This window comes from Citrobacter sp. wls826 (assembly GCF_005281245.1).
Lineage (GTDB): Bacteria > Pseudomonadota > Gammaproteobacteria > Enterobacterales > Enterobacteriaceae > Citrobacter > Citrobacter braakii.
In genome coordinates, this window is record NZ_SZWS01000066.1 from 1 (window position 1) to 21,473 (window position 21,473).

Sequence of the window (21,473 nt, forward strand, 5' to 3'; positions counted from 1 at the left end):
GGCGGGCTTTTTTATGCCGCGGATCCATCCTGAATCGCGTTGATACGTTCAGTCGTCGACAGAGAGGAATTTGCCGTTATGATGGGCATCCTGTCTGGTAATGGATGTGCGCATGATTTGGATAATGCTGGCCACATTGGTCGTTGTTTTTGTAGTGGGTTTTCGGGTGTTGACGTCCGGATCTCGACGGGCAATTCGCCGTCTGAGCGAGCGACTGAATATTGATGTTGTGCTGGTAGAGTCGATGATCGATCAGATGGGAAAAGTACAGGGTGAGGCTTTTTTACAGTACCTCCACCGCCCAGATGAATCGCATCTGCAAAATGCTGCCCAGGTGTTGTTGATCTGGCAAATCGTTATTGTCGACGGCAGTGAGTCGAATCTGCTGCAATGGCACCGTTGGCTGCAAAAAGCCCGATTGGCCACGCCGATTACTGACGCACAGGTGCGTCTGGCGCTCGGTTTTCTGCGCGAGATAGAGCCGGATATGCAGGAGTTTAATGCGTTTCAGATGCGCTATAACGCCTTTTTCCAGCCCGAAGATGGCGTGCACTGGCTACACTGACAGTCATGCCTGTTGGCGTTACGTGACTCAGGCCGACAAAGGGACCCTACCGCTGGTCGAATAAGACACGTCGACATTCAGCGGTAAAGTTGCCAAAACGTTAAATGCGTCACAAATTTAGTGTTACACTGCGTAACTTTTCTGCAATAACCCCACGCAGGTAACAAAATGAGTGAAGCTGTTGAACAAAAATCCCGCGCTGAGGCAAATGCCCGACCGAACTGGTCGGCGGTATTCGCTTTGGCGTTCTGCGTTGCCTGCCTGATAACCGTTGAGTTTCTGCCCGTTAGCCTGTTAACGCCGATGGCGCAGGATCTGGGGATTTCTGAAGGTGTTGCCGGACAATCGGTGACTGTGACGGCATTTGTTGCCATGTTCGCCAGCCTGTTTGTGACGCAAATTATCCAGGCGACCGATCGTCGCTACGTGGTGATCGTGTTTTCGGTGCTGCTGACGCTCTCCTGCCTGTTGGTTTCCTTTGCCAACTCTTTTTCACTGCTGCTCATTGGCCGCGCCTGTCTCGGTCTGGCGCTTGGCGGATTCTGGGCGATGTCAGCGTCGCTGACCATGCGTCTGGTTCCCGCCCGTACGGTACCGAAAGCGCTGTCGGTGATTTTTGGCGCGGTCTCTGTCGCGCTGGTGATTGCCGCGCCGCTGGGGAGTTTTTTGGGCGGCATTATCGGCTGGCGCAACGTGTTTAATGCGGCGGCGGTAATGGGCGTGTTGTGCACGATTTGGGTGGTGAGAGCGCTGCCGTCGTTGCCAGGTGAACCTTCGCATCAGAAACAAAATATGTTCAGCCTGCTGCAGCGCCCGGGGGTGATGGCCGGGATGATTGCCATCTTTATGTCCTTTGCCGGACAGTTCGCCTTCTTTACCTATATTCGCCCGATCTATATGAATCTGGCAGGCTTTGAAGTTGATGGCCTGACGTTGGTGCTGCTGAGTTTTGGTATCGCCAGCTTTGTCGGGACGTCGCTCTCCTCGGTGGTTCTGAAACGCTCGGTCAAACTGGCCTTAGCCGGTGCGCCGCTGGTGCTGGCGCTTAGCGCGCTGGTCCTGATCCTGTGGGGTAGCGACAAAGTTGTGGCGGCAGGTATTGCGATTATCTGGGGCCTGGCGTTTGCGTTGGTTCCGGTCGGCTGGTCGACGTGGATCACCCGATCGCTTGCCGATCAGGCAGAAAAAGCTGGATCCGTCCAGGTCGCCGTGATCCAGCTTGCCAATACCTGCGGGGCAGCGGTGGGAGGCTATGCGCTCGATAACCTCGGACTGCTTTCGCCCCTGATGCTTTCCGGCAGCCTGATGCTGCTGACGGCGCTTCTGGTCACGATGAAGGTCAGAATACAGTGAGATTGTTGCCTGATGGCGCGCAGCTTTCAGGCAACACCGCTATCTGACGACTGACTCAATCAAAACCATTGTTTTCGGCGGTATGGGCAAACCATTCGCCGCTTTTCTTCACCGTACGTTTTTGCGTATCTAAATCTAACTGGACAAAACCGTAGCGGTTTTTATATCCGTTGAGCCAGGACCAGTTATCAATAAAGGTCCACATATGGTAGCCAAGACAATTACACCCTTCGCTAATGCCTTTATGTAGCCATTTAAGATGCGCGGAAACAAATTCAATACGGTAGCTGTCGTTGATTTGGTCCTGCTGAATAAAACGTTGCTCATTTTCGACTCCCATGCCGTTTTCAGAAATAAAACAGCGCGGGTTGCCGTAGTTATCACGCAGATTAGTAATAATATCGTAAATACCTGGCTCGTAAATTTCCCAGCCACGGTAAGGGTTCATTTTACGCCCCGGCATTTCGTAATAATCAAACAGCCACTCCGGCATAAACGGCGCGTCAGGATTGACGGCAGTATCACGACATTTCACGCGGCGCGGCTGATAATAATTAATACCGAGCAGGTCGATTTTGCCATCGGCGATGAGCTGACGGTCACCTGGCTGACATGCTGGGAGTTGATCGTACTCTTTTAGCAGCTCTATCAGATCCGCCGGATATTCACCTTTTAGCACCGGGTCAAGGAAGCTGCGGTTAAACAGCAGATCCGCATGGTGCGCAGCTTTTACATCTGCCGGGTGTTGTGAGCGCGGATAAGAGGGCGTTAAATTCAGGATCACACCGATTTCACCGTCATAACTTCCGGCGTGGTACGCGCGTACCGCCGTGGAATGCGCCAGTACGGTGTGATACGCCACGGTGGCCGCGCGTTTGAAATCCACCACATTAGGGTAATGGAAGTCATACAGATAGCCGCCTTCTACCGGGACAATCGGTTCGTTAAAGGTGAACCAGTGCTTCACCCGATTGCCGAACAAGGTAAAACAGGTTTGTGCGTAGCGACCAAACGCCTCAACCACATCACGGTTTTCCCAGCCACCTTTCTCCTGCATCACCATCGGCATATCGAAGTGGAACAGGGTGATAAATGGCGTAATGCCTTGCGCCAGCAGCTCATCGATGACGTTGTTATAGAAATCAACTGCCTGCGGGTTGACGTCGCCAGTACCGTCCGGGATCAGTCGTGACCAACTGATTGAAGTGCGGAAGCTGTTGTGCTTCAGCTGTTTGAGCAGTGCGATGTCCTGTTTCCAGTGCTGATAAAAGGTCGAGGTGTTCGCCGGGCCAACCCCCTGATGGAAACGCCCAGGCTGGCGGTCGAACCACACGTCCCATGTCGTCTGGCTTTTGCCGCCGTTCAGACTATCCCCTTCGGTTTGCAGCGCCGAGCAGGCACTGCCCCACCAAAAGTTTTCGGGAAAACGGTATCGCATTATCTTGCTCCTTGATGTGTTTCATTTCCCTACACAATAGGCGATTTTGCAAAACAGAAACCGGTTACAGCACTCGTTTTTCAATGCGATAGTTACAAATCCGGGCATTCAACTTTGCCCAGCGCTTCCCAGTAGTTGTTCTGATTGTTTCTTTGTATTGCCAGAATGGCTTCGCGGATGTGTTGCTGATTACGGGTATCAGCCATAATCGTTTTTTCCCACACCTCATCCGATGGCGACCCCTGCGGGGTACAAATCTTGCGTAAATCCTTCAATACGGTGTTTTTTTCATGAACGGACTGTAGAGAGCCATAAGCCGAATCGGCCAGCGCCAAACCCGGCAGCATGAAAAGAATGGCAATAAGCGGTAAAACGGCTTGTTTCATGATAATAATCCTTGTTGTCGATGCGCATCATCTCAAGAGTAAGTGTAGACGGCATGCGCCTCACTCATCAGCCTGTGTTAATTTCTAAAAAGAAAATCAGCCAGAAGTTTTAGTTTTTCAGGAGGATAGGATGCAAATACAGATTACAGATACCATTACTGAAGACGATCAAAATGCTCTGCTTGTTGGATTGCGCGCCTACAATCGCCAGTTCCTGAGGACCACCAATTTTGGCGACCTGGCGGTGTACTGGCGCGATGAGCACAATGAAATACTGGGCGGGCTGATCGGTAAAATCAAAGGCGAATGGCTGTGCATTGATTTCCTGTGGATGCATGACTCGCTGCGTAAAGGCGGTTACGGCACAAAGTTGATGCAGGCCGCTGAACAGACGGCGCGTGAGAGAGGATGCCTGCATGCGCTGGTGGACACGATGAGTTTCCAGGCGCTGCCGTTTTATCAGAAAAACGGCTATCAGTTGCAAATGACCCTCGATAACTTTCCAGAAACCGGTTCCGCGCGCCATTATTTGTCGAAAACGTTTTGATGACCGGAAGGACTGCAAAAGGGATTACTTGAAGGCAAGCAGGAAGAAGCGTTGCGGATAGCCCAAGCCATGCTTGAAAAGGGGATTGATCGTGAACTGGTGCTAATTATTACTGGGCTTTCCTTTGATGAGCTAACGGCACCTTCCGACTAATTTTCCTTTTCGCATTATGCTTTTTTCTTCTTGCTGATGCTTTTTCGTTTTTTAAACCGCAGCGGCCTTCCCGCTATAGTCATTTCATTACTCATCAGGCGGTTATTGCAAAAGGAAAAAACGTGAAACTGAAGATACCTTATTTCGGGGCTGGAGCGGCGTTATTACTGGCGGGATTATTGCTGGCAGGATGCGATCAGCAGAACAACGATGCAAAGCATATTAAAGTGGGCGTGATTAACGGTGCAGAGCAGGATGTGGCGGAAGTCGCGAAGAAAGTCGCTAAAGAAAAATATGGCCTGGAGGTGGAATTGGTGGGGTTTAGCGGTTCTCTGCTGCCCAACGATGCCACTAATCATGGTGAGCTGGATGCCAACGTCTTCCAGCATCGTCCGTTCCTTGAACAAGATAATAAAGCGCACGGCTATAAGCTGGTAGCGGTGGGCAATACCTTTGTGTTCCCGATGGCGGGTTATTCGAAGAAAATCAAAACTGTTGCTGAACTAAAAGACGGTGCGACGATTGCGATACCTAACGATCCGACCAACCTTGGGCGGGCGCTGTTGCTGCTACAAAAAGAGAAGTTAATCACTCTGAAAGCGGATACCGGCCTGCTGCCAACGGCGCTGGATATTACGGATAATCCGCGACATCTGAAAATTATGGAACTGGAAGGGGCGCAGCTACCGCGCGTGCTGGACGATCAAAAAGTGGATGTGGCGATTATCAGTACCACCTACATCCAGCAAACCGGGCTTTCTCCGGTACATGACAGCGTATTTATCGAAGACAAAAATTCACCGTACGTGAACATCCTGGTGGCGCGAGAAGACAATAAAGATGCCGAGAATGTGAAAGAATTCCTGCAATCTTATCAGTCACCGGAAGTGGCGAAGGCGGCTGAAACTATCTTTAACGGCGGCGCAGTTCCGGGCTGGTAATCGTCACCCGTTGCCGCGCCGGTTGGGGTTAAACCGCTCTGGCGCGGCGACGTGAGTCCATTGAGATAAGCACGACCGATGAGAGGATCAAAAGCGTACCCAGCCAGTCTGGCAGGGTAAAGGTGATGCCTAACAGCAGCAGGGACAGCAACGCACTGCTCAACGGTTCCGCGCAGCTTAAAATGCTCGCTTTCGGTCCGCCAATCATCTGCGCGCCTTTCAGGTACAGGCTAAACGTGAGTGACGTGCCGATGACCACCAGATAGAAAAACGCCAGAATTAAACTGCCATTCACCACGAAATGAGTTCCCTGCCCGGCATAGAACGGCAGTAGGATCATTCCACCGATTAACATACTCCAGCCGACGACCGGTAATGTGCCGTAGCGCGCGATGAGCGTTGAGGGGTAGGTGGTATAGAACGCGGCGGCAAACGCCGAGGCTATTCCCCAAAACAGCGCGGCAGCTGAGATAGATAACGACGTCGGATTACCGTGGGTGACCAGTAAGAAGGTACCGATGAGTGAGGTGAAGATCGCCGTCAGCACTAAAATCCCCGGCCGCGCTTTGCGCACCACGGAGAACCACGCCACGATAATGGTCGGTGACAAAAATTGCAGCACCGTCGCGGTGGCGGCGTTGGATTTTTCGATGGTCAGCAGGAAGGTTAGCTGTACGGTGAGTGCCCCGACCACGGAAAAAATCAGCAGGCTGATGGCGTCCTTGCGGTTTTTGATAATGGAGAACACGTTGTCGCCGTGCACGAAAGAGAGCATCAGCAGAATGAGCCCCGCGAAAATCAGGCGCGTCATGGTCAGAAACTGCGACGACATCTGGCTTTGTTCCATGATGTACTGCGCGCAAACGCCTGAACTTCCCCATAATACGGCGGCAATCAGGACGTTCATCATCCCTCTTCTGGTGGAACTCATCTTTCCCTCTGCATGTTGTTTTGTTTTATTTGTGTGCAGGCATCATAGCAGAGATAGCGAAGCGAGTGAGACATGACGGGCACAGCCCCCCACACCGCAGGGGGCTTCGGCAGTCATCTTACGGCGCAATCGGCGTCAGATAATCCAGTCGTAGCGGTTCGGCCAGCAGCTCGTTCATTTGTAGAATAAACGTCTGGAAATGGGGCAGGGCGATATGCTCGTCCAGACCGGCCTGACCGCGCCAGGATTCACGAACGTAGAAGACATCCGGTGTGTCGCGCAACTGGAACAGGGCATACTCAATATTGCCCGGCTCCTGGTGCGTGGGCAGCAGCAGAGCCTGCAGCGCCTGTTTTAGTGCGTCGATTTTCCCCGGTCTGGCTTTCAGTACCGCAATAATTGAAATCACCTCTGAATCAGACATGTTAAAACCCCTCCAGCACAATCTTGCCGACTGAACGACCGGTTTCAATTTGCGCGTGCGCTTTTTGCAGATTCGCCGCGTTGATTGCGCCAAAATGCTCGCCCAGCGTGGTGCGAATGGTGTTGTCATCGATCAACTGTGCCACGCGGGTTAATAGCTGATGCTGCGCAATGATGTCGTGGGTGGTAAACATCGAACGGGTAAACATAAATTCCCAGTGCAGCGAAATGCTTTTGGCCTTCAGTGGACGTGCATCGAGGGTTTGCGGATCGTCAATCAGCGCCAGTTTGCCCTGCGGCGCCAGGGCGGCAATAATTTGCGGGTAGTGCTGCTCGGTATTGTTCAGGCTGGCAACGTGCGTCACCTCTTTAATGCCTATCCGAGCCAGCTCTTCCATCAGCGGCTTGCTGTGGTCAATCACATGATGAGCGCCTGCTTCACGTACCCATTTCTGGCTCTGTGGACGTGAAGCGGTACCGATGACAGTCATTTTGGTCAGCTTACTGGCCAGTTGCGTCAGGATAGAACCGACGCCGCCAGCAGCGCCAACAATCAATAACACATCATTTTCATTGCCATTTTCCTCAACGCCCAGGCGGTCGAACAGCATTTCCCAGGCGGTGATGGCGGTCAGCGGCAGTGCCGCAGCAGAAGCGTTGTCCAGAGATTGCGGCTTCAGCGCGGTAATACGTTCATCAACCAGCTGAAATTCACTGTTACTGCCAGCGCGACCCAGCGCACCGGCGTACCAGACTTCATCGCCAGGAGCGAACAGAGTGACTGCTTCACCCACGGACTTCACTACGCCAACGGCGTCCCAACCCAGCACGCGGGGCACATCAGCGTTAAAACCTTCGCGGACCTTGGTGTCAACGGGATTGACGGAAATGGCCTTCACTTCAACCAGCAGATCGTGCCCGGAGGCGACGGGCATGGGCAGGTCAATCTCTTGTAAAAATTCAATGTTACTGCCGTCGGTTGCGGCGCGGGTAATAGCGATGGCTTTCATAATCTCTCCGGTTAATAAACCTTCTATCTGTTGAATAATTCGATGGTAAACCGGTAGCAGAACGGGAAAAATAGCCCTTCGGCGACAGGACTTATACTCGGGGAGTGAAAATGTTCCGGCTTGAAGATCTCACGTTGTTTGTCCGCGCCGCGGCGCTGAATAGTTTTAGCGATGCCGCACGCGAAGTCGGCGTTCAGCCAGCTCAGGTCAGTTCTGCTATTAAGCGCCTGGAGTCTACGCTGGCTATCCGCTTGTTCGCCCGCTCCACGCGCAGTCTGCGCCTGACGCCGGAAGGTGAGGTCTGGCTACCCTATGCCCGCCAGATGCTGGACGTGATGCATGCCGGACTGCAAAAAATTCAGACCCCGGAAGATGAAGTTTCAGGCACGCTGCAAATCGCCGTACCTTCCGATCTCGGTCGGAACCTACTGCTGCCGGTCTTTCAGTCGTTTCGACGCCGCTATCCCGCGCTGCGCCTGCGGATTTTTTTCTCCGACCAGGTGACGGATGTCTTTAAAGACCCCGTCGATGTAGCGTTTCGCTATGGCAACACCGAAGACGCATCTTACATTGCGCTGCCTGTCGCACCGGGTAACCGGCGCGTGCTGGTGGCATCACCGGAATGGGTTGTGCAAAACGGCGCGCCGCAAACTCCGGATGATTTAACACAGCTCAACGCCATGACCTTCGTCTTACGCGGACGCCTGCACGATCGCTGGACGTTTACGCATAACGGCGAGGTTAGCAGTGTGCAGGTTAACGGCACCATTATGAGCGACGATGCTGAAGTAATCCGACGGCTGGCGATTGCCGGAGAAGGCATCGCATACAAGTCGTGGCTGGATGTCAGCGAGGATGTGCGTGATGGACGATTGCAGCTACTGATGCCTGATTACCTGGGCGAGAAAGCCCCGCTGAATATGATTTGCCCACATCGTAAGCAGCTTTCAACGGCTGTCCGTCTGCTGCATGACGCCGTGAAGGCGCGGTGTGACACGTTGGGCGTTTCCCCGTGAGGTGTTCAATCGCAGGAATATTATTCGATAGCCATACGCATAAATAATAGCTAATCTCTGTTGCTGGCATTAATCTGATCGGAACGCCGATCAGTTAGTGATAATTGTTTCATTGAGTATAATTTCTTCGATAAATATTATTTCTTAAATTAATGCAGTGTTTATAATATTTATTTTAAGAATTTTTTGGTCGATGATTTAATGACTTGTATATTTATTAAAAGGTATTTGACGAGATACCTTCCGCTACGATATAAAACATAATAGCCCCGATACATACCTATTTCTTTGCCTGATTGTTAAACGCATTGATGCTTTTTGTTATTACGTTATTTATTGGGGTAGGAGAGGGCCATTGAAGTCAAAGACTATAAATGATGTATTGTATTATATAGAAGATAATTTTGTTTCAGGCATTGGTATTGATGACATTTCACAGTTTTCCGGATACAGTCGCAGACATATACAGAATATTTTAAAGCAGCGAATAAATATGCCTGTGGGGCTTTATATTCGTAGGCGACGGATAACCAAAGCAGCAAGCTTGTTACGCCTTACTCATATGGATATTATCGATATTTCAGTGCGGGTAGGATTCGATTCTCAGCAATCTTTCTGCCGTGAATTTAAAAAACTAACCGGTTATACCCCCACAGAATACCGTAAAAATCCCAGTTGGGATCTTTCGCCGTTAATGTCGTTTGTACTGCGCAGTGATATTGTTGTCGGCGAATTGCAACTACGTACCTTACCTGCTGATATCGTGCATGGATTTCAGTACAACTATGACACACCAATCCCGCCTGCCAGTGACTCGCATCTTCATCGATTAAATCTAATATTTGAGCAACTTACCAGTTCAAAACAAAATGTGTGGGCATTAACCGATTTCTCGTCTAATCCAAACTCAATGATGCGGTTGAAAGTTAAAAGCATCATTGGTAACAAAAGTCATCATTCGCCCAATGCCTATAATCGTTATGAGTGTCCTTCGGGAACGTATGCCTGTTTTTCATTCAGATTCAAGAAAGAGGACTATCCACTCTATTCAAGATATATTTATTTTAAGATGTTGCCGGAGAGTAAATTAAAAAGGAAGGCAGGCTATGATATTGAAATATTCCATTATAACCAAGAGGATCTTAAAAACAAAATAATTACCTGTGAACATTACATTCCGATAGATGTGTAATGTAAAAAAGCTCCACTTGCGTGGAGCAAAGACCTCGCAGTACGCCTAAATTAGGATTAATTATTGGTACTCAGCATTGAAATACAAAACTGAACGTACAATGCCGGGACTGACATTGTTAGCTGTTTGATAATACTGAGCATAAAACGGGATGGAATGATTACCTTTATCTTGAGGTGCTAAATTGATATATGAAGGTGTATTGAATTTAACAGGCTGTTGTTGTTGATCTAACACCTGAATGCCGATGCCAGCAGCGCCTTTGAGGTGGATATTCTTTAGTACACCGATAATACTTTGGTGACCATTCTCTGTGTCGCTCCAGCTTAGAATAACCCGGGAAGGCGTGGTAAAATCACTTTTACAGAGAAGATCGATAGTAAATGGTTTTCTTCCCGCAGTGCTTCCATAGCCTCTGAATTGCTCAAGTGCTATATCGGGCAGTTTGACGTTGATCGAGCGGTTACCTTTGATTGCGCATGACCGGTTGAGCATCGTGATATATTTTGCCGGCACAATGATATCCACCACGGGCAACGATTGAGCCTCACTTCTGATTTGCAGGTTGATGGAACCCGCAGCGGCTCCTGCCGCAAGCTGATCATCCAGTTTGATCAGCTCAATCTTTATTTTGCTGTTTCTGAATTCATCTGCCGTCGCTCTGAAAGTTGATGGCCACTGGATCGTTTGTCCGGTTGAGGTTTCCAGGGTGACTTTAATGCCAATCCCACTCACATTGCTGCGTATAATACCGGGTTGTTTCATTGCGGACCGATCGCCAATAATCTGTGCGGAAAAAGGCTGGTTGTTAGTACAGCCTGACGCCTGAATATTCTGTAGCGAAAGCGTGCGCGTCTGAATAACTCCCCCTGACTGGATTGATTGCTTATCGTTAACGATTTCCGGCGATAAAATAAACTTTTGTGTGGTCAGGGTACATGCAGCACTGGCTGCCTGATGAATGCCCAAGGCACAGCCCAGAATTAAAGCGGTACGTATTACCGACATGTGGCCTCCTGGTTTTTTAACACGATCGTGCATTTCCCTGTTTCCAGTGAAACGAACACTTCTGGTGAGGTGGTTTCATCAATATAAAGCGCACCGCCTTGTCCGACGTAGCCGACATGATTATTGGCATTGTCGCGGATGATGGCACCGAATGGCATTCTCTGCTGACCCTGCAGGCGGGGATAAATAATGTTCTGTTTTCTGAGCGTCGTTTCAAAGGTGACTGGAATGACATTACCTTCGTAAGGCGCAATCTTGGCCTGGGTTTTAGTAAAGTTCAGACCTTCAGTTGAACCTTTTGGATCGATAGTAACGTCATTCACGCGCCACGGACGAAGCCAGGGCAGAATGGCGTAGCCATTTTTATCGAAGCGGGTTCCAGGTACGCCTTCAAGATGAGCGCCATGCGCATCAGGCGCATAGACCAGCGCGACGGTATCTGAGCGCTCTGGTGAAAAGGTTATTCCCCCCGCGTGCCCAACCAGCATGCCACTCATTCCACCGCTTACCTGGTGCCATGAGTTACTCTGACTCCACGTCCCGTTCAGCGAGGTATAAGGCGTACGCACCATGCCGTTTGCTCCCCATTCCACACTACCGCCGCGGAGATAGCCAGTATTGGCTCCCCAAACGATATTGTTTTCCTCATCAGTCGAGGTCGTGAAGCCGAGGCGTGTATTGCTGGCTTTGCCGTTATTGCTGTAGCTATCAGAGGAGATCTGCGTAAAACCGGCGTTATCCCGGGGCAGGAAATAGCTGAATGAGAGCATGATTTGGTCATCTTTGGTGACCGAACCCTGTTGATCCTCATTCCAGAAACGCTGGGCGGATATACTCCAGGTCAGGTTGCCCCAGGCATTGGTGTATCCCACGGCATACTGGCGATAATTATCCTGCTGATCCCAGAACTTCTTAAGAGAGCCGGATAAATAGAATGAACCCCAGGTATCGGATAACGGCTGATTAATACTGGCGCTAAACGACTGCTTCTCGCGTGACGAGAAATATTGGCTGACGAATGCCTGTGCATCCAGGGCATCCAGCGCATCGCGTTGACCGTAAAAGTGATGTGAACTGTATTTTGCTTCCAGCCAGAGCGCGGTTGCCGACCAGGGTAGGGTGCTATTCCATGTCAGACGATACTGTTGTCCTTGTTGACGATTGTCCTCAAGCTTCAGGCGCGATTGGGTGATATCAAGGGCGAATGCGCCGAGCTGGGTGTTCAGACCGCTACCGATGAGGGCTGACTGATAGCGCTCGAATCCAGAGGCCCCGGTATACAACGTTAAATAGTTGTTCAGGCCATACTGCCAGTAGGCCTGGGCTAAAAACGGATCTTCATCATAATTATCTTCATCGACGGTCCCGAGAGTGATGCCATAGCGCGAAATGCCGGGTTTTAGTAGCTGTGGTACCGAAGAGTATGGAACGGTAAAGCGGCGGATACGCCCGTCTGATTCCTGAATCGTGACCAGCAACTCGCCGCCAGTATTCGCGGGCAACACGGAATCAATCGAGAATGGCCCAGCCGGAACCGAGGACTGATGAATGGTTTGACCATCCTGGGTGACGGTGATGCGGGCGTTGGTCTCAGCTACGCCGCGAATAATCGGCGCCCAGTTCAGCGTGCTATCCGGGCGCATTAAATCCTCAGAAGCCAATCCCACTCCGAGAATAGCCATACTGTCGAACATCTGGCTGTCAGTATAGAACTTGCCAGCGCTTAACATGGATTTCCAACGAGTGATGGGCCGTTTTAGCGTCGTGCGATTATTGGCGTAATGGCTACCTATTTTACTGTCCCAATTTTGGCTACCAAAATGTTCAATTAGCCACCCTCCAGCAGAGCTTCGGATATCCATTCCCACCCAGGCGCTGTCCGTACTTGAACGATCGTTACCACGTTGCTGGGTGCTGTAATAATCGGCGTTATAGCTGAAATTAATCGCCGGCGCCCCTGGTTGCCAGAGTTCAGGTTGGACATAATTGTTTTCGATATTATCAACATAAGCCTGCGGGATGGTGATGCGCAGCTCAAGCTGGCTGGTGTTGAGTCTCTCCGTTGCTTTCCCGCTGGTGTCCCAATCGGCAATGCTGCCGCAGCGTGAAGGGTGAGCTGCCAGCGTTTGATTCATTTTTTCTGGGTTAATGCCCACGCCTTTGAGAAATGCTTCTGAATAACAGCTAACTAAATCGCCGTGATTATCTTTTTTGAATAATAGTTCACGACGTCCACGCCAGTTATCATTAATATAAATATCTACGATATATGTCCCGGGCAATAAGCCTGCGGCATTAAAGGACTGCAAATCGTTAAGTGAAGCATTGCCCATTAAGATGGCGTTATCGAACTCGTAGCGAGTGCTATCTTCTGCGTGAGCTCCAACGGAAAATAATGAACCATGAAAAATAATGAAACAGGGTATGGTGAGGATCCTTTTACATAAACCCATTACTAATTCCTTTTATCCCTTTTTATTAATTAATGGTTGTTTTGTGTTCCACAACTCCGCCGTAATCGCTGATTGCTTGTAAAACAACCGATTCACCCTGGCTGACTTGTTGTTTTGCATTGATAGTCGTTCTGCTTTTCGGGGCGACCATGACCCCTTCGTTTATGAGTCCATGGCCTGATGACGTCACAATATCCGCAACCGTGATGAAGAAGGGGGTGGGGTTTACCAGCGTTATGTCACGTTGGTTAGCAATAATTTTTATCTTATTTTCCGCGTTTTGACGGTCACCTAACCCACTGGGTCGCCAGAAAAACTTAAAGCGTGAGCGAATGGCTAAATTGAGCACAGCTGAATTGTCCGTGACGCTATTCTTATCCACGGAAGGAATATCCAGTATGTTAAGCCACCACATAGACTCACGGTCGGTGGCGACAATATTTTTATCAACGGCTTTTTTTATTCTGAGTGATTGCCCATTGCCTGCGTCAACGCGGGCAATGGGTGGAGAAATAATAAATGGAGTGGAAATTTCTTCCGGTAACTTTTCTGGATTTCCCTCATCCAACCATACCTGGGCCAACGATGGATAGTTTCCCGTATTCGTCATTTGTATCGTGATCTCTGCGGAATCTTCAGAGTAAATAAATCGGGTGCCATTGACAATGATATTATTTGCATGTGCGGTAGAGAGAGCAAATAGAGCTAATAAATAAATGAAAATTTTCATGAAGCCTCTATTAAAATAAATGCTATAGCGCAAGGCAGCTATAGCATTGTGTATTTAGAGATAAGTAATGCTATAGTTTGCCTGAGCGCTTACCGGTCCCGGTTGAACATATGATGAACCACTATTTTCACGTGGTATAATGTAACCCACGCTGAATTTATAAGTTAAAGTCGGGCTATCATTGCCATGTCGGAGATCATCTTTCTCAGGTTCAAATCGGTCATTCTTATTCCTCAGGTTAATATTTTTTTCGCGATTATCCTTAAGGACTAGCGCTACGTTTTGGGCTCCACCCCTTGTCGTGTTTTTGAGATATCCATCGTGAGTTAGAGGGGAATTAACATTCCAGGCTAATTTGGGAACTATTTTTTCATTAATATAACATCCCTTCACTTTAATACTGAATTGCTGGAGTTGCGTTGCATGTAATTTGCTAACTAATGTATTGAGAACTGGGTTTAATTTTACCTGTTTATCTTTATCACCGGCTTCAATTATGCACGAATTGGAATAGACATGACCGGAAAAATTAACAACACCTTTTTGATCCCTGTTGGGGCCATGTCCGAAATCTGCCATAGCGGAAGGAATTGCGATGGCACAGCTAATTAAAATTATAATGGATAGTTTACTCATAATGCGCTCCTCATTTAGAGATAGATCGTCCCTATTATCAGTAACATTGTCTGGGCTCCTTTTTTCTTGCGCCCTGTAAGGCTGTCGCCCGCTATCAATTATGTTAGATAAATTATTGTTGTACATCGTAGATTGGACGTATTTCACTCATCCTATAATATTAATAATGATCATTAACTATGAGTATTAATGAATTATTATTATCTATAAGCAGATTGTGATTAAGATAGTCCTCTACTCAAATGTTAAATAAAAATACTTGTAATACAATATGTTATGTTTGTATTGTGATACTTCTTTAAATGCTATAAAGAAAAATCGAATCCTGCGCTCGGAAAAAGCGAATGATCGAATTGCACAATTAGCTAAATTCTTATAATTCAATCAGATTATCTTTAATCTTAAGTAGTGACTTGTTATTGGCTTGGCATGCAATAGCGATAAGGAATATTGTCAATCATCATTTGAATGAAGGCTACATATGCTTAACATGGACAGTAAGATAATACTCATTAGCAACCAATCAATACAGACGCAACTCTTGCTGGATTATCTCAATAAGCAAAACGATATCTTGGTTGATTTTGTTAACATTAGCAGACCAGACATGTCATTTATCGTTGAGGGAAGTATCATCCTCTATGATATACAGGCATCAAGCCGTAAATTAAAAAATGTCTGGTCAAAATTACTCAATGACAGTGCATATAGTTTGCGCGTTTATATTATTAACTGCCTGCGGTCGCTCCCACTCTATGAGAGCATGCTATGGCCAAATTTTGAGTCAATCGTACCAAATAATTGCTCTACAGAATATTTGTTAGAACTCCTTAAAGAGGGGCTAAAAACCTCCCGTCCACCACGCTCACTGTTACCGCTGCCAGAGTATGTTAACCTCACGCCATCAGATAGTGACTACGGAGTTTTAACCGAAAGAGAATATGAAATTTTAACTGAGTTGTCGAAAGGTGCGTCTAATGTAGAAATTGCTAACGCATTTTTTATTAGTGAAAATACAGTGAGAACGCATATTTATAATATCTTTAAAAAGATATCTGTGAATAACCGAACACAGGCAGCCTGCTGGGCCAATTTGCATCTAAGAAGCCTGGCTCTCGATCAACTGCCGCGGAAGGAAATGTAAGCCGTACTACTGGCGCAAAGTTTTGAAGCTTACTTTGCGCCAGCATGTCATCGTGCCGTTACTCAGTCTTTTTTCGCAGCGTTTGCAAAGAAGATATCAGACTGAATGTCTTTAGTGCGGATGGTAAAGAGCTGATTAGTCAGATCTTCCGTCAGCTTCTCGGCATCGGCCATGATGCGCAAGTTGAAGTCATTCAGCATCTTATCTGCGGCAGGTTTATCAGTTTTCACTATCTTCAGATATTTTGCTTCGACCTCTTTTTGCTCCTTCGCCACTTTATCTTCCCATGCTTTGTAGGCTTTTTTGACGATTGGCGCGAGCTTCGGATAATCGGTCATCGTCAGCGTCTGTAACTTACGGTATTTCCAGTAAATGGACTGATCGTCCGCTTTATCGGTACCCATCGTATAGTTTGCCGGATACGCTTTCAGGCCGCTGTAGTACGGAACAAACGCGGTGAGGTCGGCCATACCCAGACCAATGTAGGTCGTTTCACCAATCTCTTTTGGCAACCACGGACGGACCTGCATCACGTGCGCTTCATAGGTGCGGAAGACGCTAACCGGACGCCATGGCTCTTTGCCGTTCAGACCGTTGGTGTACGGGTCATGGCTGGTGCCTTCGTAATGGTTACGCAGCACGGCCTTCACATCATCCAGCGTCATCTTCTTCTCTGGCGTCATGAACACCGGGAATTCGCGCCCTTTGGCCATATCCTGATTTACGGAAGGATTGAACTCTTTCTGGATGGTCCATACGCGAGGATCGTTATACGTGCGGTCACGCTCATCATCACGGGTATAGGCTTTGGAGAAGTTGAATTTGCCATCTTTTGCCGGTTCGTACAGACCTTTTTCGGTCGCAAATTGAATCAGGTTTTTTGACGCCATCATGTCCGGGTTTTTAGGGTCGTAATCCTGTAAGCGGCCCTGATTACCGGTGGCAAAATACTGGTTATTCGGCAGGCGCTGCGCCATCCACTGGTGACCGCTGCCGGTTTCCAGGTACCAGATTTCGTTATCGTCGACGACGGCCACGCCAAAACCTTCCCCAGCGCCGACGGTCTCAACGATATGACCCAGTAACGCCACGGCTTCACGCGCGGTTTTGCTCTGGGACAACAGAATATCCGGGATATCATCTTCGGTGATCCCTTTATCTTCAACGTAGGGGTCGGCAGCCAGCGCTTTTGCTGAGGCAAAAATAGATTCTGTACCGCTCACGCCAACGCCCAATTCGTTAAATCCGGTCGCGCCGTGCAGTTGGGTTTTCCAGTTTGGAACGGTGGTATAACGCAGAGAGTTTTTGGGTAGCGGCCAGGTAAAGTCATTCGCGCCATTATGTGCTTTGGTGCTGTATACCCCGGTCTGATTCTGCTTGGCCGGATGAATGACAAAATGCTGCGCTTTCAGGGCATCACTGTCAGCGCTACGGGCTACCAGCATGGAGCCGTCCGCTGATGCTTCATTACCGACCAATAGGGTCGTACAAGCAAAACCTGATGAAACAACGGCCAAATTTATAGAAAGTGCAATCAGGCACTTTTTAAAAGTAAACATTACGTATCCCTCATATGTACGCCAAAAATACACCGGAAACACACCGTTTCCTGAAATGCGATAACGCCTGAACGCTCAGACATTGCTCGCGAGAGAGATAAACGCCCCTGTCCACGTCTTCTCCAAATATCCATCCGTAGGTTGAAGTCTTCTGGGCAAAATAAAACGCCCATTTCGCTTAATTATTGCGCAATGGATATCGTGGTATTCAGGATGTTTCCTGATTCGGGATGAAGAATAGCAATGGGATATGAGTGGATTCAGTGACCCATGTCGCGTAAGTCGATGATGGCAAATATGAATTCTATTGAAGGGGGCGTGCTTTTTGTATCCGGATATGACGTTACCTTTTGCGGCAATACAGCGAGGGGACATTTGAGCTGGCAAAAATCCATGCGCCCTTATACTCCTCCATAACCAGGCTCAGGTTTCGTCCGCTTTGACGGTAAAATCCGGGTAATGTGTTGTTAATATCAGCTTCATCGGCGCTATCAGCGAAGGTTTTGACCACCTGCATTGCCTGTAGCACTCGGGCTTCGTGCTGCCGGGTATAACTGAAATAGATGTTCCTGCTAATGTCTGAGGTATTACGTCCGTACAGTTTTCCGGTAATGGTCGCTAGCCCTGCATCTTTGTACATCCGAAATGAAACCGTACCTGCAAAGCGGTTGCTGCCAATATTCCATTCGACATTTCCAACGCAATTTAGCTGCTTTTCGGCATAGCGTGAATGCCATAGCCATCCGCCTGAGCCGAGCAATGTCGCCACGCCGATTACGATTAAAATAAGGTGGTGTATTTTTTTCATTGCCCGCGCATCCAGTAATAATGGGTAGTACAAAACGCGTACGCATCTACCCGTGCATCTTTATCACAAACAAATGCCACGATCCTCTCCGCTTTACGGTAGCCAGAAAGGAAAACATGCTTGTTGTTTTCACAGAGAGAAGGGTGCAGTTGCATCAGATTGAAATAATTTTCCTGATCGTGATCATTCAGTGAGTAATAAATTTTACAGTTTTGCCGAGATGGGACCTGCATAGAAACAGAAATGAATTTACTAAACGGCATAACAGGACGTGTCTGATACCACACCAGCCAGATAATCAAAGTGGCAATAACGATGCCAGCGCTAAATATAATATTCCACCAGGGGACCCGCGTCGTTTGTTGTGCCGCGGGAGGAATTATCTTTGGGGGCGCGTATTCCTCTATTAGCGGTGACTGGAAAACTTCACTCTGAAGATGCGTTATCGCCTCTACCTGCGTATTTCCATTTAATCTGAGTCCGCGTCGTGAAATAGTTTTCACCGTATCACGTGGCAGACCCACATCCGCCAGCGCGTTACGTAGCGTCAGAATAGCCTGGTAAAATGTGTTGGTTGTGGTCACATTATTTCTCTCACCCCAACCCACTTTTATCAATGTGTTCTGCGAAACAATGTCACTTGCGTGAGTAATTAAATAGAGAAAGCAAAGCGAAGCTGGGAGCTGAAGTTGTATTGCGCGCCCGGTCTGACGATTGACCAGACTTTTGCTGTCAGGATTAAATTCGACCAACTGATTGATAAGGTACAATTGCCCAGCCCTCAGTAACTATAACGTATCACCGCGTGTGCCTACACATACCTTAAATTTTACATCCAAATCGTGAATATGCCTCACTCTTTGTACGTGATCGAAGATAAGAATTTCACTTAAGGATTAAAAATACTTTAAATACAACGTGTTACGTGTGTAAATTCTTAGGTGAGTATTAACTAATGTTAAATAATGAGAATTCATTACAGTTTTATCTGAATTCTCATTATATTTATCAACAGCACTTCAAGGGGGATTGAGTTATCAGGATTGTGTAATTAATAAGAGCCCCTTTCATTGGTTAATTTTTAGCAAATAGTGCTTTTTTAATTTTTATTCTGGGATTTGGATTTATGCATAAAATTCCTAATACCCAGACTGTTATTCTGAGATAAAGCAGAAAAAAGCTTAGCGCAATCGCATTGCTTACAGCCTATTCATAATAGCGTATCAGGAGTTTATTACATTTTTTAAGTGTCACTGTTATTAACTGACAAGGAATGTCATACGTGTCGGATTGACACATTTATTTACCAATGAAATATTTATGGAAAAATAACAGGAGTCATTTTTGATGAAGAGATCACCATCACAGAGTGTTCGTTGCATAAGCTGTGAATTATCCTGTCAATTATTTCCGGATACTGTGGTACGCGCCAACTACTGTCACCGAGCCACTTTTGCGATCTGGCCAGAGGGAAATAGTTTTCTGCAAAAAGGAATTATTGAAAAACTTCTCCTTAATAATCAAAATCATTTGTCGCGTGGGTTTATTTTTGTGGACTTTTCCTTCCCAAACTTGCGCCTGTTCGCCGATCCGCAATGGGTTGACCGGCTGGCCTACAGCGGTATGTATATTGTGTTGATAGCGGACAGGAATCTCGCGCCGTTAGCCAACTACTGGCTGTCGAAAAGCAATAAAATACAAGGGATTATATATTCCGATGATGATGATGAAGTTCAGCATCAGAAAATTCGCCGATTATTTACCGGCCACCTTGCGAACAGTAAACGCGGACGCTCACTCAACTATACAGAAATGATATTACTGAAGCGGTTTGTGTCAGGGAAAAGTATTCAGCAAATTACCAAAATAGATAATATAGATATTAAGAAAATATATGTCTACAAGCTCAGGCTTGAAGATAAATTAGGCCATAGCATTCATCAAATACTGTCGAATATTTTATAACGCATTTTTGATTCTTACTATTTTCACATCTTTGCGATGTGGTGGACGCCCTACGCCCGAAAGCAGGAGGCTATTATGAAAAAACCTAAGCATTACTCACGCATTGCGATAGCGGTATCAACCGCGTTAACGTCAATGGTATTTTCAACCCACGCGGCCTGGATTGATATTGATAGTCTTCCTGCCAGTGGATTGGTGAGCAGTCTTTCGCCGGAGTTGCAGGCTTTATTTCCTGCACAGACGAATGACAGTTTCAAAAAAAACAGCGAAACGCCGAATTATGTTTATCAGTGGAGTGCCGGTACCATTCCCGTTTATGGTCATGGATTAACGCTGAATGGGCCAGGAGGAGAAGCCTTCGACCACACCATTACCGTTATTCAGAACAGCGCGACGGGTAGCCCGGGCGTTATTTTCGGTGACGACCTTACGATTCGCACACAGTCAAAGAATGCCGCTAATAATGGTAAAGATGTTGACGGTATCCGCACGCACGGGGCTAATACGCCGGATAATCCAGTCTTTATTATCACCGGGGATCGCACCAGTATTTATGTGGACGGCCAGGATGGTGATGGTATTAACGCCGGATACAACGCCATCGGTCAGGGTGGGATAGGCTCAGCAAACATCTACGTCGGCGACGATCTGTATATTCAAACCACCGGTAACCAGGGACGTGGCATCACCGCCAACGCGTTTAGAGACGCAACGCTTGCCAAAAATACGATTATTGTCGGCGATCGTGCCCACATTGTGACTACCGGTAACAGCTCAGAGGGAATCCGCTCCGGACAGAGCGGGTCCTCAATCCGCCTTGGCAATGACGCCACCATCGAGACATCGGGCACTTCCTCAATAGGGGTCTACGCCGCCTCATCTTCCAAAACGGAACTGGGCAATAACGCCACTATTTCGGTGAGCGGAGCCAGCGCCCATGCGGTCTATTCCTATAATGCGACGGTGAATCTGGGTGATAATGCGACGATTCGTGTTAACAGCATCGATAAAGTTTACTCATTCAGCAAGGCCCCACGCGGCCTGTATGCGATTTCACGCGGCACGGTAAATCTCGGTGGCGGCGCTACTATTGCTATGGCGGGCAATCACAGCAATGAAAGCTATGCCATCAGTACAGAAACGGGCGGCATCGTCGACGGTTCTGCTGGCGGGCGTTTCCTTATCGACGGCGATCTTCACGCCGCCGGTGCTACT

General features: G+C 48.0%; 20 protein-coding genes and 2 pseudogenes. 10 read left to right on the forward strand and 12 right to left on the reverse strand.

Annotated elements, in window-relative coordinates; genetic code table 11:
- Positions 1–112: 112 nt before the first annotated feature.
- Both FDW87_RS20905 and nepI read left to right on the forward strand, forming a co-directional pair.
- On the forward strand, positions 113–565 hold the full coding sequence (locus FDW87_RS20905) for a DUF1198 family protein (RefSeq protein WP_137380131.1): 453 nt from the start codon (positions 113–115) through the stop codon (positions 563–565).
- Positions 566–733: 168 nt separating this feature from the next.
- Positions 734–1,918, forward strand: coding sequence for a purine ribonucleoside efflux pump NepI (gene nepI, locus FDW87_RS20910; protein WP_137380132.1), 1,185 nt, complete (start codon positions 734–736; stop codon positions 1,916–1,918).
- 55 nt (positions 1,919–1,973) lie between these two features.
- Here nepI and FDW87_RS20915 read toward each other — a convergent pair whose 3' ends face one another.
- Together FDW87_RS20915 and FDW87_RS20920 are read right to left on the reverse strand one after the other, a co-directional pair.
- On the reverse strand, positions 1,974–3,356 hold the full coding sequence (locus FDW87_RS20915) for a glycoside hydrolase family 1 protein (protein ID WP_137380133.1): 1,383 nt from the start codon (positions 3,354–3,356) through the stop codon (positions 1,974–1,976).
- Positions 3,357–3,448: 92 nt separating this feature from the next.
- On the reverse strand, positions 3,449–3,742 hold the full coding sequence (locus tag FDW87_RS20920) for a YicS family protein (RefSeq protein ID WP_137380134.1): 294 nt from the start codon (positions 3,740–3,742) through the stop codon (positions 3,449–3,451).
- A gap of 130 nt (positions 3,743–3,872) precedes the next feature.
- Here FDW87_RS20920 and FDW87_RS20925 point away from each other — a divergent pair, with 130 nt between their 5' ends.
- The 3 genes and pseudogenes from FDW87_RS20925 to nlpA all read left to right on the forward strand — a co-directional run bounded on the left by FDW87_RS20925 (position 3,873) and on the right by nlpA (position 5,383).
- Positions 3,873–4,289 (forward strand): GNAT family N-acetyltransferase, encoded by a 417-nt coding sequence (locus tag FDW87_RS20925; protein ID WP_016155037.1) that lies wholly within the window; start codon positions 3,873–3,875, stop codon positions 4,287–4,289.
- Positions 4,290–4,295: 6 nt separating this feature from the next.
- Positions 4,296–4,442, forward strand: a pseudogene (locus FDW87_RS23210) (ISNCY family transposase); the annotation flags it as partial.
- Positions 4,443–4,564: 122 nt separating this feature from the next.
- Complete coding sequence (nlpA, locus tag FDW87_RS20935; RefSeq protein ID WP_016157795.1) at positions 4,565–5,383, forward strand: lipoprotein NlpA; 819 nt, start codon at positions 4,565–4,567, stop codon at positions 5,381–5,383.
- A 28-nt stretch (positions 5,384–5,411) separates the two neighbouring features.
- Here the strand turns inward: nlpA and FDW87_RS20940 are convergent, their stop codons facing one another.
- The 3 genes from FDW87_RS20940 to FDW87_RS20950 all read right to left on the reverse strand — a co-directional run bounded on the left by FDW87_RS20940 (position 5,412) and on the right by FDW87_RS20950 (position 7,747).
- On the reverse strand, positions 5,412–6,314 hold the full coding sequence (locus FDW87_RS20940) for a carboxylate/amino acid/amine transporter (protein ID WP_016157794.1): 903 nt from the start codon (positions 6,312–6,314) through the stop codon (positions 5,412–5,414).
- Between the two features lie 118 nt (positions 6,315–6,432).
- Positions 6,433–6,738, reverse strand: coding sequence for a putative quinol monooxygenase (locus tag FDW87_RS20945; RefSeq protein ID WP_016155034.1), 306 nt, complete (start codon positions 6,736–6,738; stop codon positions 6,433–6,435).
- Position 6,739: 1 nt separating this feature from the next.
- The gene (locus FDW87_RS20950) at positions 6,740–7,747 is read right to left on the reverse strand and encodes a zinc-binding alcohol dehydrogenase family protein (protein WP_016155033.1); all 1,008 of its coding nucleotides are present in this window, start codon (positions 7,745–7,747) and stop codon (positions 6,740–6,742) included.
- A gap of 110 nt (positions 7,748–7,857) precedes the next feature.
- On the opposite strand from FDW87_RS20950, the gene FDW87_RS20955 reads away from it, so the two are divergent.
- Positions 7,858–8,763, forward strand: coding sequence for a LysR family transcriptional regulator (locus FDW87_RS20955; protein WP_049282835.1), 906 nt, complete (start codon positions 7,858–7,860; stop codon positions 8,761–8,763).
- Positions 8,764–9,118: 355 nt separating this feature from the next.
- Positions 9,119–9,955 carry a helix-turn-helix domain-containing protein gene (locus tag FDW87_RS20960; protein ID WP_137352478.1) on the forward strand — a complete coding sequence of 279 codons (837 nt, stop codon included), beginning with the start codon at positions 9,119–9,121 and terminating at the stop codon, positions 9,953–9,955.
- A gap of 60 nt (positions 9,956–10,015) precedes the next feature.
- Here the strand turns inward: FDW87_RS20960 and FDW87_RS20965 are convergent, their stop codons facing one another.
- From FDW87_RS20965 to FDW87_RS20980, 4 genes are read right to left on the reverse strand one after another with little or no spacing between them, the layout of a single operon-like run.
- Positions 10,016–10,963 (reverse strand): fimbrial protein, encoded by a 948-nt coding sequence (locus FDW87_RS20965; protein ID WP_137380135.1) that lies wholly within the window; start codon positions 10,961–10,963, stop codon positions 10,016–10,018.
- Positions 10,954–13,416 carry a fimbria/pilus outer membrane usher protein gene (locus tag FDW87_RS20970; RefSeq protein ID WP_137380136.1) on the reverse strand — a complete coding sequence of 821 codons (2,463 nt, stop codon included), beginning with the start codon at positions 13,414–13,416 and terminating at the stop codon, positions 10,954–10,956. The genes FDW87_RS20965 and FDW87_RS20970 overlap by 10 nt, the downstream gene beginning before the upstream one ends.
- A 25-nt stretch (positions 13,417–13,441) precedes the next feature.
- Positions 13,442–14,146, reverse strand: a complete 705-nt coding sequence (locus tag FDW87_RS20975) for a molecular chaperone (protein ID WP_137380137.1) — start codon at positions 14,144–14,146, stop codon at positions 13,442–13,444.
- A 54-nt stretch (positions 14,147–14,200) separates the two neighbouring features.
- Positions 14,201–14,782: a fimbrial protein gene (locus tag FDW87_RS20980; protein WP_137380138.1), complete on the reverse strand. Its 582-nt coding sequence runs from the start codon at positions 14,780–14,782 to the stop codon at positions 14,201–14,203.
- 481 nt (positions 14,783–15,263) lie between these two features.
- On the opposite strand from FDW87_RS20980, the gene FDW87_RS20985 reads away from it, so the two are divergent.
- Positions 15,264–15,926 carry a LuxR C-terminal-related transcriptional regulator gene (locus tag FDW87_RS20985; protein ID WP_137380139.1) on the forward strand — a complete coding sequence of 221 codons (663 nt, stop codon included), beginning with the start codon at positions 15,264–15,266 and terminating at the stop codon, positions 15,924–15,926.
- Positions 15,927–15,988: 62 nt separating this feature from the next.
- Here FDW87_RS20985 and FDW87_RS20990 read toward each other — a convergent pair whose 3' ends face one another.
- The 3 genes from FDW87_RS20990 to FDW87_RS21000 form a co-directional block, all read right to left on the reverse strand.
- A complete protein-coding gene (locus FDW87_RS20990) occupies positions 15,989–17,485 on the reverse strand; it encodes a C69 family dipeptidase (protein WP_137380140.1) in 1,497 nt (498 codons plus the stop codon).
- A gap of 343 nt (positions 17,486–17,828) precedes the next feature.
- Positions 17,829–18,293, reverse strand: a complete 465-nt coding sequence (locus tag FDW87_RS20995; RefSeq protein ID WP_016155024.1) for a hypothetical protein — start codon at positions 18,291–18,293, stop codon at positions 17,829–17,831.
- Entirely contained in the window at positions 18,290–19,063 is a 774-nt protein-coding gene (locus FDW87_RS21000; protein WP_047358481.1) for a winged helix-turn-helix domain-containing protein, read from the reverse strand. Before FDW87_RS21000 ends, FDW87_RS20995 begins: the two co-directional genes overlap by 4 nt.
- 577 nt (positions 19,064–19,640) lie before the next feature.
- Here FDW87_RS21000 and FDW87_RS21005 point away from each other — a divergent pair.
- Positions 19,641–20,258, forward strand: coding sequence for a helix-turn-helix transcriptional regulator (locus tag FDW87_RS21005; RefSeq protein ID WP_016155022.1), 618 nt, complete (start codon positions 19,641–19,643; stop codon positions 20,256–20,258).
- Positions 20,259–20,333: 75 nt separating this feature from the next.
- Positions 20,334–21,473: pseudogene (locus FDW87_RS21010) on the forward strand (intestinal colonization autotransporter adhesin MisL); the annotation flags it as partial.